This is a genomic window from Streptomyces sp. CMB-StM0423 (assembly GCF_002847285.1).
In the GTDB taxonomy this organism is placed as follows: Bacteria; Actinomycetota; Actinomycetes; order Streptomycetales; family Streptomycetaceae; genus Streptomyces.
Genome location: NZ_CP025407.1, coordinates 7,816,301 through 7,834,314 on the forward strand (window position 1 = coordinate 7,816,301; position 18,014 = coordinate 7,834,314).

An 18,014-nucleotide genomic window follows, 5' to 3' on the forward strand; every position below is an offset into this window, starting at 1 on the left:
ATCGCGGCGGGCGGTTCTCCTTCACCTGCCTCTCACTGTCCGGGCGTCGAAGGTGCCTCGCTGCCGTCCGTACGGCCGAGCTGCCGGTCGATGAAGTCGAAGATCTCGTCCGCGGACGACTCCTGGATCTTGTTGCTCACGTCCTCGGCCGGGGCCGGGCGCGCGTCGTTCCAGTTCGACAGCAGCGTCTGCAGCCGCAGCGTGATCCGCGAACGGTCCGCCTCGTCCGCCGCGAGCTGCTTCAGCTCCAGCTCCAGCGCGTCCAGATCGGCGATCACCCGGCGCGACGCGCTGACCGCCTCCGGCATCAGGTCCGCCAGGATCCGGCCGGCCAGGGCGTCGGGGGTGGGGTGGTCGAAGATCAGGGTCGCGGGGAGGCGGAGTGCGGTGGTGGTGGTGAGCTGGTTGCGGAGCTGGACGGCGGTGAGGGAGTCGAAGCCCAGCTCCTTGAACGGGCGGTGCGGGTCGACGGTTTCGGCGGTGCCGTGGCCGAGGACCGCGGCGATGTTGCTCCGTACGACATCGAGGACCGCCTTGTGCCGCTGCTCCGGCTCGGGCAGCGCCGCGAGCTGCTCGGCCAGCGCGGTGCCGCCGGGCGCACCTGCGGCCGGCGCCGCGGCGGTGCGGCGCGGGGCCGGCACGAGGCCGCGGAGGAGCGCGGGCAGGTGGGGCGCGGTGCGCAGGGTGCTCGGGTTGAGCGGCACGCACAGGTGGTGGGACGCGGAGGTGGTCAGCGCGACGTCGAGGAGGCGCAGCCCGTGCTCCGTGGTGAGCGGTGTGCCGGTGCGGGTCTGCTGGTGGGTGGTGAGGTGGCCGGTGAGGTCAGTGGTGTGCTTCCAGTAGCCCCAGGCGAGGCTGGTGGTGGGCTGCCCTTGCCGGGTGCGGTGGTGGGCGAGGGCGTCGAGGTAGGTGTTGGCGGCGGCGTAGTTGGCCTGGCCGGGGTTGCCGAGGGTGCCGGCTGCGGAGGAGTAGAGGACGAAGTGGGCGAGGTTCAGATCCTTGGTCGCCTGGTGGAGGTGGTACGCGGCGTCGACCTTGGGTGCCAGGACGGGGTGCAGGTCGTCTGCGGTGAGTTGGGTGAGGGTGGCGTCGTTGAGCGCCCCGGCGGTGTGGATGACGGCGGTGAGGGGGTGCTGCTCGTCGACGGAGTCGACGAGGGTGCGTACGGCGTCGGGGTCGGTGACGTCGTAGGCCGCGACGGTGACCTGGGCGCCGATCGCGGTGAGTTCGTCGCGGAGAGCGGTGGCGTTGGGGTGGTCGGGGCCGCTGCGTGAGGCCAGCAGGAGGTGGCGTACGCCGTGCTCGGTGATGAGGTGACGTGCCGTCAGGCTCGCGAGACCGCCGGTGCCGCCCGTGATGAGCACGGTGCCGTTCGGGTCGAGCGGCCGGGCTTCCTCCGCCGCGGCGTCGTCGGTGGAGCGGGTGAGGCGGGGGATGAGGACCGCGTTGTCCCGGAGGGCGAGTTGGGGTTCGCCCGTGGCCAGGGCGTCGGTGAGGTGGGGGACGTCGGCCGCCCGCGTCCCGGGCTCGATGCCGGTGGTGTCGGTGTCGGTGTCGATGAGGTGGATGCGGTCGGGCTGTTCGTTCTGGGCGGTACGGACCAGGCCCCACAGCGGCGCGTGCGCGAGGTGGACGTCCTCCGCCGGGCCGGTGCCCACCGCGCGGTGGGTGAGGACGACGAGACGCCGGTCCGTCTCGTCGTTGTCGGCCAGCCAGCTCTGCAGGTGGGCGAGCAGCGCCTCGGTTGCGACGTGCGCCGCGGCCGGCGTGTCCTCGGCGGCCGGGACGGCGACGTACACGTCCACCCGGTCCGTATCCACCACCGCCGACTGACCGTCGGCGGCAGGGCTCCAGCCGAGGTGGAACAGGCTGTTGCGGGTGTCCTCGCTGCCACGGGCGCTGAGCGCCGCGGCGTCGATGGGCCGGGTGTTCAGCGCCGTGACCGTGGCCACCGGCGTGCCCGTCGTGTCCCACGCGCGCAGGGCGAGGTCGTGCCCGTGCTCGCCCGCGGGGGTGAGGGTGGCGCGTAGCCGGGTGGCGCCGGTGGCGTGGACCGACACGCCGCTCCACGCGAACGGCAGCCGGAGCTGCCCGTCCGCGCCGTCGTTGTGCGCCGCGAGGGGGTGCAGTGCGGCGTCGAGGAGCGCGGGGTGGAGGGCGTGGCCGGAGGCGTCGGCGCCCTGCGGGAGGGCGATCTCGGCGTGCAGGGTCCCGTCGGTCCCCTTCCAGGCCGCGGTCACGCCCTGGAAGACGGGGCCGTACTCGTAGCCCGCCGCGGCCAGCTCCGGGTAGAGCGCGCCGACGTCGAAGGGCTCCGCGTCCGCGGGCGGCCACTGGGTCAGCGGCTTGGCCTGGGCAGCCGGTTCGGGGGTGAGGGTGCCGGTGGCGTGGCAGGTCCACGGCTCGGGCTCGACGTCGTCGGTGTGCGGGCGGGAGTGGACGGTGACCTGCCACCGGCCCGTCCCTGGTGTCCCGGCTCCGCCCTGCGGGGTGGCGGTGACCTGGAGGTCGCGGGCGCCGGTCTCCTCCAGCACCAGCGGGGCCTGGAGCGTCAGCTCTTCGAGGTGGGTGGCGCCGGTCTGGTCGCCCGCGTACAGGGCGAGGTCGACCAGGCCGGTACCGGGCAGCAGCACTGTCCCGGTGACGGCGTGGTCGGCGAGCCACGGGTGGCTGCTCAGGCTGACGCGGCCGGTGAACACCGTGGTGCCCGCGCCGCCTTCGGTGCCGTTGGCGAGCTGGACCGCGGCGTGCAGCAGCGGGTGGGTCGTCGTGGCGAGGCCGAGGTCGGTGGCGCTCGCGAGCCGGGCCGGGGCGTTCAGCCAGTAGGGCTGGTGCTGGAAGGGGTAGGTGGGAAGGCCCGGCAGCGCGCTCGCCGCCTGCGGCAGGTGCGGGGTGAGGTCGATGGGGTGGTGGTGGGCGTGGAGGGTGGTGAGGGCCGTGAGGAAGCGGGCCTTGCCGCCGTTGTTGCGGATCAGAGTGGCGTGGTGGTGGGCGGCGGTGGGGTGCTGCTCGAACGTGTCCGCCAGGGCCGCGGTCATGACCGGGTGGGGGCTGGACTCGATGAGGGTGTAGTGGCCGTCGTCGAGGAGTTGTTCGAGGGTGGTGTGGAAGTGGACGGGGTGGCGGAGGTTGTTGAACCAGTACTCCGCGTCCAGGTCCCGGTCGAAGGCGAGCAGACTGCCGGTGTGGGTGGAGTAGAACGGGATGGTCGGCGGCATCGGCTCGATGGCGGCGCGTTCGGCCAGGTCCGTGATGATCGTCTCGCGCAGATCCTCCACGTGGGGGGTGTGCGAGGCGTAGTCGACGGGGATCAGACGGGCGCGGATCTCCCGCTCCTGATAGGAGTTGACCAGATCCGTCAACGGCTGGGTCTCACCGGCGAGGATGGTGGTGTGAGGACCGTTGATGGCGGCCACGTGGACACCCTCGGGCAGGTCCTGTAGTTCGTCTGCCGGCAGCGGGAGCGAGGCCATGGTGCCGGTGCCCGCGAGTCGGGTGATGGCCTGCGCCCGGAGGGCCACCACGGCGACCGCGTCGGGCAGGGTCAGCGCCCCGGCGACGTACGCGGCGGCGATCTCGCCCTGCGAGTGGCCGATGACCGCGTCGGGCTCAACGCCGTGGTGGCGCAGGAGCTGCGCGATGCCGGTCATCACCGCGAACAGCGCGGGCTGCACGACATCCACACGGTCCAGCGCGTGTTCGTCCTCGCTGGCCAGGACCTCCAGGAGGTCCCAGTCGCACCAGCGTGACAGCTCGTCCCGGCACGCGCTCAGATGTGCGGCGAAGACCGGTTCCTCGGCGGCCAGTTCGTAGCCCATACGGGTCCACTGCGAACCCTGCCCCGGGAACACGAACGCGGTCTTCCCCGCGCCCACCGACCCGGGTCCCGTGACCAGTGCCGGATGCGCGGTACCCGTGGCGAGCGCGGTCAGCGCTCCACGCAACTCGTCGCGGTCGGCGGTGACGATGCCCGCGCGGTGCTCCATCTTCGCCCGGCCGCTCCACAGCCGTCCGGCCAGTGCACCCACCTCGATCTCGGGGTGCTGCTCCACGTACGCGGCAAGCTGCTCGGCGGCCTGCGCCAAAGCGCCCGGCGTACGGGCGGAGACCACCAGCGGAACCGGTGCCGCCCCCGACTCCGGCTCGGCCTCGGCCTCCGGCAGGGCCGGGGCCGCTTCCAGGATCAGGTGCGCGTTCGTGCCGCTCATGCCGAACGACGACACCGCCGCCCGCCGCGGCCCGCTCTCCTCCGTCCACGGGCGGGCCTCCGTCAGCAGCTCGATGTGGCCCGCGTCCCAGTCGACATGGCTGGTGGGCATGTCGACGTTGAGCGTCGGGGGCAGCACCCCGTGCCGCATGGCCTCGACCATCTTGATGACGCCGGCGACGCCCGCGGCCGCCTGGGTGTGGCCGATGTTGGACTTGATGGAGCCCAGCCACAGCGGATTCTCTTCGGAGTGCGCCTGGCCGTACGTCTCCAGCAGCGCCTGCGCCTCGATCGGGTCGCCCAGCGTCGTGCCCGTGCCGTGCGCCTCCACGGCGTGCACCTGGTCGCCGCTCAGCCCGGCGTTGGCGAGCGCCTGCTCGATGACGCGGCGCTGCGACGGGCCGTTGGGCGCGGTGAGGCCGTTGGACGCACCGTCCTGGTTGACGGCGGAGCCGCGGACGACGGCGAACACCTCGTGTCCGTTGCGCCGCGCGTCCGACAGCCGCTCGACCAGCACCAGGCCGACGCCCTCGCCCCAGCCCGTACCGTCCGCCGCGTCGGCGAATGGCTTGCAGCGGCCGTCGGCCGCCAGGCCGCGCTGCCGGGAGAAGACCTGGAAGGTGCCGGGGGTGGCCATGATGGTCGCGCCGCCGGCGAGGGCGAGGTCGCACTCGCCGTTGCGCAGCGCCTGCGCCGCGAGGTGCAGGGCGACCAGCGACGACGAGCAGGCCGTGTCCACCGTCATGGCCGGGCCCTCAAGACCGAAGGTGTACGCCACCCGGCCGGAGGCGATGCTCGCGGAGCCGCCCGTGGCGAAGTAGCCCTCCAGGTGGTCCGGCGCGTCGTGCATGCGCATCAGGTAGTCCTGCGAGATGACGCCCGCGAACACGCCGGTGCTGCTGCCCTTGAGGCTGGTGGGATCGATGCCCGCCCGCTCGAACGCCTCCCAGGCGGTCTCCAGCAGCAGCCGCTGCTGGGGGTCGGTGGCCAGGGCCTCGCGGGGGTTCATGTGGAAGAAGTCCGCGTCGAACCGGCTGGCGTCGTACAGGAACGCGCCCTTGCGGGTGTACATCTTGCCCGGCGCGTCCGGGTCCGGGTCGTAGAGGTCGTCGAGATCCCAGCCGCGGTCGTCCGGCAGGTCGCCGATCGCCTCGACGCCCTCGGAGACGAGCCTCCACAGGTCCTCGGGCCGCCGCATCCCGCCGGGGTAGCGGCAGGCCATCGAGACGATCACGATCGGGTCGTCGTCGGCCACGGCCGCGACCTGCTTCGCCGCCCGCACCCGCGGCTGCTCGTCCAGCAGCTTGCCCCGCAGGAACGCCGACAGCTCGGTGAGCGTCGGGTGGTCGAAGACCAGCGTCGACGGGAGCTGGAGCGCGGTGGCGTTGGAGAGCCGGTTGCGCAGCTCGACGGCGGTGAGGGAGTCGAAGCCCAGCTCCTTGAACGGGCGTTGCGGGTCGATGGTCTCCGGGCGCGCGTGGCCGAGGACCGCCGCGACGTTGCTCCGGATCAGGTCCAGCACCAGCCGGTCCTGCTCGGCCTCGCCGAGCCCGGCCAGTTCCTCGGCCAGCCCCGAGCGCCGCACCGCGCTCGCGCCCGCGGCGGTCGCGCGGCGCGCGGTGGCCGGTACGAGGTCGCGGAGCAGCGCCGGCACCTTGGGCGCGCGGCGCAGGGCCGCAGGATCGATCGGCATGCAGACCAGCGTCGACTCGGGCCGGTCACGGAGCGCGACGTCGAAGAGGCGCAGTCCGTGTTCCGTGGTGAGCGGCTTGCCGGTGCGGCCCTGCTGGTCGGCGCTGAGGTGGCCGGTGAGGCCGGTGGCCTGCTTCCAGTAGCCCCAGGCGAGGCTGGTCGTCGGCAGGCCGAGCCTGTTGCGGTGGTGGGCGAGGGCGTCGAGGTAGGTGTTGGCGGCGGCGTAGTTCGCCTGTCCTGGGTTGCCGAGGGTGCCGGCGGCGGAGGAGTAGACGACGAAGTGGGCCAGGGGCAGGTGCCGGGTCGCCTCGTGCAGGTGGTACGTGGCGTCGATCTTCGGCGCCAGGACCGGGTGGAGTTCGTCGGGGGTGAGCTGGGTCAGGACGGCGTCGTTGAGGGCCCCCGCGGTGTGGATGACGGCGGTCAGCGGGTGGTCGTCGCCGATGGAGCCGACGAGGGTGCGTACGGCCTCGGCGTCGGTGACGTCGCAGGCGGCGATGGTGATGTGGGCGCCGAGTTCGGTGAACTCCTCGCGGAGAGCGGAGGCGTTGGGGTGGTCGGGGCCGCTGCGGGAGGCCAGGAGGAGGTGGCGTACGCGGTGCTCGGTGATGAGGTGACGTGCCGTCAGGCCCGCGAGGACGCCGGTCCCGCCTGTGATGAGGACGGTGCCGTTCGGGTCGAGCGGCCGGGGGAGGGTCAGGATCAGCTTGCCGGTGTGCCGGGCCTGGCTGAGGTGGCGTAGTGCCTGCGGGGTGTGCCGGATGTCGAACGAGGTGGTGGGCAGCGGCGTCAGGACACCCTCGGAGAACAGCTCGGTCAGGTGCGCCAGGATCTGCTGGATGCGGTCGGGGCCCGCCTCGATGAGGTCGAAGTTCCGGTACTCGGCGCCGTGTTCGGCCGCCACCGCCTGCGGGTCGCGGATGTCGGTCTTGCCCATCTCGATGAACCGGCCGCCGGGGCGTACGAGGCGCAGTGAGGCGTCGGTGAACTCGTGGGCGAGGGCGTTGAGGACGACATCCACGCCCTGGTCCGGGCCGTGGGCGCGGAAGTGCCCCTCGAAGTCCAGCGTGCGGCTGGACGCGATCTGCGTGTCGTCCAGACCCTGGGCGTACAGCAGGTGCTGCTTGGCGGGGCTGGCGGTGGCGTAGACGTCGGCGCCGAAGTGGCGGGCGAGTTGGAGTGCTGCGGAGCCGACGCCGCCGGTGGCGGCGTGCAGCAGCAGCGACTCGCCGGACTCCAGCCGGCCCAGGTCCTTCAGCGCGAAGTACGCCGTCAGGAAGGCCACCGGAATCCCGGCCGCCTGGGTGGAGGACCACTCCGCCGGTACGGGCGTGAGCAGCCGGTGGTCGGTGATCGCCCGGCTGCCGGCGCCCTCGGGCATGAGACCCATGACGCGGTCGCCGACCGCCACGCCGGTGACGTCGGCGCCGACCTCGGTCACCACGCCCGCGCCCTCGCTGCCGAGGGGCGCCTGGCCCGGGTACATGCCCAGGGCGATGAGCGTGTCGCGGAAGTTCAGCCCGACCGCGTGCAGTTGCACGCGGACCTGGCTGCCGGTCAGCGGGGCGTCCCACTCGGGGGCGGGCCGGCAGGCGAGCGCCTCCAGCGTGCCGTCGCCGTCGCTCGCCAGCTTCCACGTGCCTTCCGGCAGGTCCAGCACGCCGCTCTCCGCGCCCGTCGCGCGGGCGAGGCGCGCGGTCAGCACCTGACCGCCGCGGACGGCGGTCTGGGGCTCGCCGGTGGCGAGGGCGTCGGCGAGGTGCGGGATGCCGGCGGCGCCGGCGTGCGGGTCGATGCCGGCGGCGTCGGTGTCCACGAGGTGGATGCGGTCGGGGTTCTCGTTCTGGGCGCTGCGGAGCAGGCCCCAGAGCGGGGCGTGGGCCAGGTGCACGTCCTCGGCCGGGTGGGTGGCGACGGCCCGGTGGGTGACGACGGCCAGCAGGCGGTCGGTCTCGTCGTTGGCGGCCAGCCAGTCCTGTACGTGGCCGAGCAGCGCCTCCGTCGCGACGTGCGCCGCGGCCGGGGTGCCGTCGCCCGCGGGCGCGGCGACGTACACGTCGTACCGGTCCAGCTCCGCGGGCTCGTCCTGCTCCGTCGCGGCAGGGCTCCAGGAGAGGTGGAAGAGGCTGTTGCGGGTCGCCGCGCCGGTGTCGGTGCCGCCGGTCAGCGCCGAGGCGTCGACGGCCCTGGTGTTGAGGGCGCCGATGGTGGCGACGGGTGCGCCCGTGGGGTCCCAGGCGCGGAGCGCGAGGTCGTGGCCCTGGTCGCCGGTGGGGGTGATCGTCGCGCGGAGGAGGGTGGCGCCGGTCGCGTGGACGGAGACACCGGTCCACGCGAACGGCAGCCGCAGTTGCGCCTCCGCCTCCCCTCCGTGCTTGGCGCCGCCCTGGGCCGCCAGCGGGTGGAGGGCCGCGTCGAGGAGGGCGGGGTGGATCGTGTGCCCGTCCGGGTCGGTGTCCTCGGGCAGGGCGATCTCGGCGTGCAGCGTGCCGTCGGGCTGCGCCCACGCCGCCGTGACGCCGCGGAAGGCGGGTCCGTACGCGTAGCCGCCCGCGGCCAGCCGGGGGTAGATCTCCGACACGTCGAGCGCCTGCGCACCCGTCGGCGGCCACTGGGTCAGCGGTTCGGCCGGGGCTGCCGGTTCGGCGGTGAGGGTGCCGGTGGCGTGGCAGGTCCACGGCTCGGGCTCGGCCTCGTCGTCGGCGTGGGGCCTGGAGTGGATCGTGACCTGCCAGCCGTCCGCGTCGGGCCGGGGTCCCGCGGTGACCTGGAGGTCGCGGGCGCCGGATTCCTGGAGCACCAGCGGGGCCTGGAGCGTCAGCTCTTCGAGGTGGGTGGCGCCGGTGTGGTCGCCGGCGTGCAGGGCGAGGTCGACCAGCGCGGTGCCGGGCAGCAGGACCGTACCGGCGACGGCGTGGTCCGCGAGCCACGGGTGGCTGCTCAGGCTGACGCGGCCGGTGAACACGACCGTGCCGGTGGCGCCGGTGCCGGTCTCGTCGGCGAGCGGGACGGCGGCGTGGAGCAGCGGGTGGGTGGTGGTGCCCAGGCCGAGGTCGGACGCGCTGGTGAGCTGGGCGGAGCCGTGAAGCCAGTAGCTCTCCCGCTGGAACGGGTACGTGGGCAGCTCGGGCACCTGGTCGGCGGGCTGATCGGTCCGCGGGAAGTGGGGGGCGAGGTCGATCGGGTGGTGGTGGGCGTGGAGGGCGGTGAGGGCCGTGAGGAAGCGGACCTTGGTGTCGTCGTTGCGGATGAGGGTGGCGTGGTGCCGGGCCGGGGTGGCGCGCTGTTCGAAGGTGTCGGCGAGCGCCGCGGTCATGACCGGGTGGGGGCTGGACTCGATGAGGGTGTGGTGACCGTCGTCGAGGAGTTGTTCGAGGGTGGTGTGGAAGTGGACGGGGTGGCGGAGGTTGTTGAACCAGTACTCCGCGTCGAGATCCTGGTCGAAGGTGAGGAGAGCCCCGGTGTGCGTGGAGTAGAAGGGGATGGTGGGTGCCATCGGCTCGATGGCGGCGCGTTCGGCCAGGTCCGTGATGATCGTCTCGCGCAGGTCCTCCACGTGCGGGGTGTGCGAGGCGTAGTCCACGGGGATCAGACGCGCCCGGATGTCCCGCTCCTGATAGGAGTTGACCAGATCAGTCAGCGGCTCGGTCTCACCCGCGAGGATCGTGGTGTGCGGACCGTTGATCGCAGCCACGTAGACGCCCTCGGGGAGGTCTTGGAGTTCGTCCTGCGGCAGCGGGAACGAGGCCATGGTGCCCGTGCCCGCGAGTCGGGTGATGGCCTGCGCCCGGAGAGCAACCACGGCGATCGCGTCTGGCAGGGTCAGCGCCCCGGCGACGTACGCGGCGGCGATCTCGCCCTGCGAGTGGCCGATGACCGCGTCCGGCTCGACGCCGTGATGCCGTAGCAACTCGGCAATGCCCGTCATCACGGCGAACAGCGCCGGCTGGACGATGTCCACGCGGTCGAGGGCGTTTTCGTCCTCGCTGGCCAGGACGTCGAGCAGATCCCAGTCGCACCAGCGCGACAGCTCGTCCCGGCACGCGGCCAGATGCTCGGCGAACGCAGGCTCGTCCGCGGCGAGTTGATAACCCATACGGGTCCATTGCGAGCCCTGCCCCGGGAACACGAACGCGGTCTTGCCCGTATTGACCGCGCCGGGCCCGGTCACCAGCGCCGGGTGCGCGGCACCTGCGGCAAGGGCGGTCAGTGCCTCGCGCAGCTCGTCGCGGTCGGCGGTGACGATGCCGGCGCGGTGCTCCATCTTCGACCGGCCGGACCACAGCCGTCCGGCGAGTGCACCCACCTCGATCTCGGGGTGCTGCTCCACGTACGCCGCAAGCTGCTCGGCGGACTGCGCCAGCGCGCCCGCCGTGCGGGCGGACACCACCACCGGCACCGGCGCCGTCTCCTCATCCGGAGCCGGCTCCGCCGACGGCGCGTCCGCCGCCGCGGTCTCCACCGGCGCCGCCTCCAGCACCACGTGCGCGTTCGTGCCGCTGATGCCGAACGAGGACACCGCCGCCCGGTACGGTTCGTCGTTCTCGGGCCACGGCGTCGACTCCGTGATCAGCGAGATGGTGCCGGAGCTCCAGTCGACGTGCTGGGACGGCTCGTTGACGTGGAGGGTGGGGGGCAGCATGCCGTGGCGCATGGCCTCGACCATCTTCATCACGCCCGCCACGCCCGCCGCGGCCTGGGTGTGGCCGATGTTGGACTTGATGGAGCCCAGCCACAGCGGCCGCTCGGCCGAGTGCTCGCGCCCGTACGTGGCGAGCAGCGCCTGCGCCTCGATCGGGTCGCCCAGCGCCGTGCCCGTGCCGTGCGCCTCCACGGCGTCCACCTGACCGGGCGTCAGCCCGGCGCTGGCGAGCGCCTGCTCGATGACGCGCTGCTGCGACGGGCCGTTGGGCGCGGTGAGGCCGTTCGACGCGCCATCCTGGTTGATCGCCGAGCCCTTCAGCACCGCCAGCACCTGGTGACCGTGCCGCCGGGCGTCCGACAGCCGCTCCAGCAGCACCAGGCCGACGCCCTCGCCCCAGCCCGTACCGTCCGCCGCGTCGGCGAACGCCTTGCACCGGCCGTCCACGGACAGCACGCGCTGCCGGGAGAACTCGATGAACGCACCCGGGCTCGACATGACCGTGACGCCGCCCGCGAGGGCGAGGTCGCACTCGCCGTTGCGCAGCGCCTGCGCCGCGAGGTGCAGGGCGACCAGCGACGACGAGCACGCGGTGTCGATCGTCACCGCCGGGCCTTCAAGACCGAAGGTGTACGCTACCCGGCCCGAGGCGACGCTTGCCGCGCTGCCGTTGCCGAGGTAGCCCTCGAAGCCCTCCGGGGCGTTCTGCATGAGCCGCGAGGCGTAGTCACCGTAGATCACACCGGCGTAGACCGCGGTGCTGCTGCCCCTGAGCGTGGCCGGGTCGATGCCCGCCCGCTCGAACGCCTCCCACGAGGTCTCCAGCAGCAGCCGCTGCTGCGGGTCCGTGGCCAGCGCCTCGCGGGGGTTCATGCGGAAGAAGTCGGCGTCGAACTCGTCGGCCTCGTGCAGGAACGTGCCGTAACTGGTGTAGCTCTTGCCCGTCGCCGCCGGGTCGGGGTCGAAGAGGTTCTCCAGGTCCCAGCCGCGGTTCGTCGGGAAGCCGGAGAGACCTTCGCGGCCCTCGGCGACGAGCTTCCACAGGTCGGCGGCGGAGCGCACCTCGCCGGGGAAGCGGCACGCCATCGACACGATGACGACGGGGTCGTCGGCGGTGTCGGCGCTCACGAGCTGCGGCGTCGCCGCGCGCGGCGCCGACTCCAGCACCTCGGCGCCGATGTGGTCGGCGAGGACCTGCGCGGTCGGGTAGTCGAAGATCAGGGTTGCCGGCAGCCGCAGTCCGGTGGCGGCGTCGAGCCGGTTGCGCAGTTCGACCGCGGTGAGGGAGTCGAACCCGAGGTCGTTGAACGGCGCCTGCGCGTCCACGGCGGCGGCGTCGCCGTGCCCCAGGACGGCGGCGGCGTTGGTGCGCACGAGGTCGAGCAGCAGGCGCTGCTGCTCGGCGGCCGACAGCCCGGCGAGCTGCTGTGCGAGCCCCGAGACCTCGCTCGGCGCGGCGGCCGCGGCCGCCCGGCGGCGCGCCCGCGGGGCGAGGTCGCGCAGGAGGGCGGGGACGCGGTCGCCGGTGCCGAGGGTGGCCGGGTTCAGCGGGACACAGAGGTGGTACGGGGACGGGGTGGCGAGGGCCGCGTCGAGGAGCTTCAGCCCGTGCTCGGTGCTGAGCGCCGCGTCGCTGCGGGCCACGTCGCTGTCGCCGAGGTGCCGGGTGAGGTCGGTGGTGCGCTTCCAGTAGCCCCAGGCGAGGCTGGTGGTGGGCAGGCCCTGCTGGGTGCGGTGGTGGGCGAGGGCGTCCAAGTACGTGTTGGCGGCTGCGTAGTTGGCCTGACCGGGGTTGCCGAGGGTGCCGGCCGCCGACGAGTACAGGACGAAGTGGGCCAGGTCCAGGTGCCGGGTCGCCTGGTGCAGGTGGTACGCGGCGTCGACCTTCGGCGCCAGCACCGGGTGCAGCGTCTCCGGGGTGAGCTGGGTCAGGATCGTGTCGTTGAGCACGCCCGGGGTGTGGATGACGGCGGTCAGCGGGTGCCGCTCGTCGACGGAGGCGATGAGGGTGTGGACGGCATGGGCGTCGGTGACGTCGCACGCCGCGAGGGTGACCTGGGCGCCGAGTTCGGTGAGTTCGGCGCGCAGGGCGTCGGCGTCACGATGGTCCGGGCCGCTGCGCGAGGCCAGCAGGAGGTGCCGTACGCCGTGCTCGGTGACCAGGTGACGGGCCGTCAGCCTCGCGAGGCCGCCGGTGCCACCCGTGATCAGCACCGTGCCGTCCGGGTCGAGCGGCCGGGGGAGCGTGAGGATCAGCTTGCCCGTGTGCCGGGCCTGGCTGAGGTGCCGTAGCGCATTGGGCGCGTGGCGTACGTCGAAGCAGGTGGTCCGCGGCCCGGTGAGGTGGCCCGCGGCGAACAGTGCGGCCAGGTCGACCAGCATCTCCTGGATGCGGTCGGGACCGGCCTCGATGAGGTCGAAATTCTGGTAGCGGACCCGGTGGTCCGCCTCGACGGCCTGCGGGTCGCGGACGTCGGTCTTGCCCATCTCCAGGAACCGGCCGCCGGGGCGCAGCAGGCGCAGTGAGGCGTCGGTGAACTCGTGGGCGAGCGCGTTGAGAACCACGTCGACACCCTGGTGCGGGGTGTGGGCGCGGAAGTGGTCCTCGAAGTCGAGGGACCGGCTGGACGCGACGTGCTGCTCGTCCAGCCCCTGCGCGTACAGCAGATGGTGCTTGCCGGGGCTGGCCGTCGCGTAGACGTCGGCGCCCCAGTGGCGGGCGAGTTGGAGCGCGGCGGAGCCGACGCCGCCGGTGGCGGCGTGCAGCAGCAGCGACTCGCCGGCCGCCAGGCCGCCGAGGTCCCTGAGCCCGTAGTACGCGGTGAGGTACGCCACCGGGACTCCGGCCGCGTCGGTGAACGACCACCCCTCGGGGACGGCGGTGACCATGCGGTGGTCGGTGACCGTCTGCGCGCCCACGCCGTTCGGGAACATGCCCATCACGCGGTCGCCGACCTTGACGTTGGCGACATCGGCGCCGACCTCGGTCACGACCCCCGCGCCCTCGCTGGCCAGCAGCGCCTCGCCCGGGTACATGCCGAGGGTGATCAGGGCGTCGCGGAAGTTGAGCCCGATGGCCCGAACCGCGACCCGCACCTGATGCGGAGCCAGCGTCTCGGGCAGGTTCGGGTTCGGCAGGAAGGCGAGGTTGTCGAACGTGCCGGAGGCGGTCTTGTCCAGCCGCCACGACTCCTCGCCGGCGGGAATCGCCAGTGCGTCAGCGGACCCCTCGGCGGAGCGGGCCAGCCGGGGGGCGAGAACCTGCTCGTGCCGGATGGCGAGCTGCGGCTCGCCCGTGGCCAGCGCGTCGAGCAGGTGGGGGACGGCGGCTGGGTCGCCGCCGGTGCCGGCCTCGGTGGCGGTGTCGGTGTCGACGAGGTGGATGCGGTCGGGGTTCTCGTTCTGGGCGCTACGGACCATGCCCCACAGCGGCGCGTGCGGGAGGTGCACGTCGTCGGCCGGGCCGGTCGCGACGGCGCGGTGAGTGAGGACGGCGAGACGTCGGTCGGTCCGGTCGTTGTCGGCCAGCCAGCCCTGTACGTGGGTCAGCAGCGCCTCCGCCGCGGCGTGCGCCGCGGTGGGGCCGTCGTCCTCGGCGGGAGCCGCGACATAGAGGTCCACCAGCTCCGGCGCCACCCGCTCGGCCTGGGCGGGCTGCTCGGCGGCGGCTGCGTTCCAGGCGAGGTGGAACAGGCTGTTGCGGGTGGCCGTGTCGGCGTGGGGGCCGCCGGTGAGCGCCGAGGTGTCGACAGGGCGGGAGTTGAGCGCGGAGACGGTGGCGACGGGCGCGCCGGAGGGGTCCCACGTGTGCAGGGTCAGGTCGTGGCCGTGCTCGCCGGTCGGGACGAGGGTGGCGCGCAGGTGGGTGGCGCCGGTGGCGTGGACGGTGACGCCGGTCCAGGCGAAGGGCAGCCGGAGCCGGCCGTCGGAGCTGTCCCTGTCCTCCTTGCCGAGGTTCTCGGCCGCGAGGGGGTGGAGGGCGGCGTCGAGCAGGGCGGGGTGGACGGTGTGGCCGGCGGCGTCCGCGTCCTCGGGGAGGGCGATCTCGGCGTGGAGGGTGCCGTCGGCGCCGCGCCAGGCGGCGGTGACGCCCTGGAAGGCGGGCCCGTACTCGTAGCCCGCGGCCTGCAGGCGGGGGTAGAGGTCGGTGACCTCCACGGCCTCCGCGCCGGCCGGCGGCCACTGGGTGAGCGCCGGGGCCGGGTGGGCGGCGTCGGTGTCGGTGTCGGTGGTGAGGATGCCGGTGGCGTGGCAGGTCCAGGGCTCCGGCTCGGCGTCGTCTGCGGTGTGGCGGCGCGAGTGGATCGTCACCTGCCACCGGCCGCCGTCCTCGCCCCCGGCCCCGGTGAGGGGGGCGGTGGTGACCTGGACGTCGTGGGTGTCGGCCTCGTCCAGGACGAGGGGCGCGTGCAGGGTCAGCTCTTGCAGGTGGGTGGCGCCGGCGTGGTCGCCGGTGTGCAGGGCGAGGTCGACGAGGGCGGTGCCGGGCAGCAGGACCGTACCGGCGACGGCGTGGTCGGCGAGCCAGGGGTGGGTGGTGAGGCTGAGCCGGCCGGTGAAGACCGTCGTACCGGCGGCGCCGGCGCGGCCCCCGGTGGTGTCCGCGAGCTGCACCGCGGCGCTGAGGAGGGCGTGGGCGGTGCCGAGTTGGCCGAGGTCGGTCGCGCTGGTGAGCGCGGCTGTGGCGTCGAGCCAGTAGGGGCGGTGCTGGAAGGGGTAGGTGGGGAGGGTGGGGAGTTTGGCTGTGGTTTCGGGGAGGTGGGGGGTGAGGTCGGTGGGGTGGTGGTGGGTGTGGAGGCTGACCAGGGTGGTGAGGTGGGTGCGGGTCTGGTCCGGCAGGTGGGGGGTGGTGCGGACGCCGGGGGGGAGGTGGGGGGTGAGGGTGGGGTGGGGGGTTACTTCGGTGTAGAGGCTGATGCCGTTGTTGTCTGCGAGGTGGGTGATGCCTTGGTGGAAGCGGACGGGCTGGCGGATGTGCTGGGCCCAGTAGGCCGGGTTGTGGTGCTGGTCGCTGGTGGCGGGTTGGCCGGTGACGTTGGAGATGACGGGGATGTCGGGGTTGCCGAGGGTGTGGTGGGTGAAGAGGCCGGTCAGGTGGCTGGTGAAGGTGTCGAGGATGGGCTCGGTGTGGGCGGTGTGGAAGGCGTGCGCGACCTTGAGCGCCTTCGTACGGATGCCCGCCTCGGTCAGCTCCGCGGCGAGGGCCTGGAGCGGCTGGTGCGGGCCGGCGACGGCGAGGGAGGTGGCGGAGTTGTACGCGGCGATGGCCACCTGGGGGTGGTTCTGGAGGTAGGGGGTGAGGGTGTCGGCGTCGGTGTTGACGGCGAGCATGCCGGTGCCGTCGGGGAGGGTGTGGAGCAGTTTGGCGCGTGTGGCGACCATGTCGGCGGCTGCGGCGAGGGGCAGGATGCCGGTGAGGTGGGCGGCGGAGAGTTCGCCGATGGAGTGGCCGATGAGCGCGGTGGGCTCGACGCCTGCCGTCTGGAGGAGGCGGTAGCCGGCGACGTGGTGGGCGAAGAGAGCGGGCTGGGTGTAGAGCGTGGTCTCCAGCAGGGCGGCGTGTTCGCTGTCGGGCTCGGCGAACATGACCTCCCGTAGCGGGACCTCGGCGTCGAGGTGCTCGTCGAGCGCCGCGCAGACCTCGTCCAGGGTCTCGGCGTAGACGGGGAAGGTCCCGTGAAGCTCGCGGCCCATGCCCGGTCGCTGGCTGCCCTGCCCGGAGAACATCACCGCGAGGCGGCCGCCGGTCTCGGCAGGGCCCAGGCCGGTGACCAGAGCGGGGTGCGTGGCACCGGTGGCCAATGCGGTGAGGGCTGCACGGAGTTCGTCGCGGTCGGCGGTGACGATGCCCGCGCGGTGCTCCAGCTTCGCCCGCCCGGACCACAGCCCCGCCGCCAACCCACCCACCTCGACCTGCGGGTGCCCCTCCACGTACACCGCCAGCCGCTCGGCCGACTGCGCGAGCGCGGCCGGCGTACGCGCGGAAATCACCACCGGCACGGGCGAGGGCTCGGCCTTCGTGTCGGCCTCGGCCGACTGCGCGGGCTCCGGGCCGGCTTCGAGGATGACGTGGGCGTTGGTGCCGCTGATCCCGAACGACGAGACCGCAGCGCGCCGCGGCTCACCCGTCTCCGGCCAGGGCCGCGTGTCGGTCAGCAGCGAGACATGTCCCGCGGTCCAGTCGACATGACTGCTGGGCTCATCCACGTGCAGCGTGGGAGGCAGGACACCGTGGCGCATCGCCTCGACCATCTTGATGACACCCGCGACACCCGCGGCGGCCTGGGTGTGCCCGATGTTCGACTTCACCGCACCCAGCCACAACGGCCGCTCAGCACTGTGCGCCTGACCATACGTCGCCAGCAGCGCCTGCGCCTCGATCGGGTCACCCAGCGTCGTACCCGTACCGTGCGCCTCCACCGCGTCGATCTGCCCGGCACTCAGCCGCGCGCTGGCCAGGGCCTGCTCGATGACCCGCTGCTGCGACGGCCCGTTCGGCGCCGTCAGACCGTTCGACGCACCGTCCTGATTGACCGCCGAACCACGCAGCACCGCAAGAACCTCGTGCCCATTGCGCTCCGCGTCCGACAACCGCTCCAGCAGCACGAAACCGACACCCTCACCCCAGCCCGTACCATCCGCAGCCTCCGCAAACGGCTTGCACCGCCCATCCGGCGCCAAACCCCGCTGCCGCGAAAACTCCACGAACACACCCGGCGTCGCCATCACCGTCACACCACCGGCAAGAGCCAGCTCGCACTCGCCATTACGCAACGCCTGCGCTGCCAGATGCAGACTCACCAACGACGACGAGCACGCCGTATCGACCGTCACCGCCGGGCCTTCGAGACCGAAGGTGTACGCCACCCGCCCCGACGCCACACTCGCCGCACCACCGTTGCCCAGGAAGCCCTCGTAGCCCTCCGGGATCCGGTGCATGAGCCGGCCGGTGTAGTCGTCGTACATGACCCCGGCGAAGACGCCCGTCTTGCTGCCCTTGAGGGAGTGGGAGTCGATGCCCGCGCGCTCGAACGTCTCCCAGGCCGCCTCCAGCAGGAGCCGCTGCTGCGGGTCCGTGGCCGTGGCCTCCCGCGGGCTCATGCCGAAGAACTCGGGGTCGAACTCGTCCGCCGCGTGCAGGAAGCCGCCCTCGCGGGCGTAGCTCGTCCCGGTCTTCTCGGGGTCCGGGTCGTAGAGGCCCTCGACGTCCCAGCCGCGGTTCCCGGGGAACCCGGAGATCGCGTCCGTGCCCGCGGCGACCAGCCGCCACAGGTCCTCCGGCGAACGCACCCCGCCCGGGTACCGGCAGGCCATCGAAACGATCGCAATCGGCTCCTGCCTTGCCGTCTCGGCGTCCTGCAGGCGCTGCCGCGTCTGGTGCAGCTCGGCGACTGCGCGGGTCAGGTACTCCCGAAGCTTGGCTTCGTCCGACATTGGTCGTCGCTCCTCTGTACGGAATTGCTGGGGGCGGCG

The 18,014-nt window shown here is 73.2% G+C and carries 1 protein-coding gene; it reads right to left on the bottom strand.

Annotated elements, in window-relative coordinates; all coding sequences use genetic code 11:
• Positions 1-32 precede the first annotated feature (32 nt).
• The gene (locus CXR04_RS36565) at positions 33-17,975 is read right to left on the bottom strand and encodes a type I polyketide synthase (protein ID WP_159072424.1); all 17,943 of its coding nucleotides are present in this window, start codon (positions 17,973-17,975) and stop codon (positions 33-35) included.
• Between the last annotated feature and the right edge of the window lie 39 nt (positions 17,976-18,014).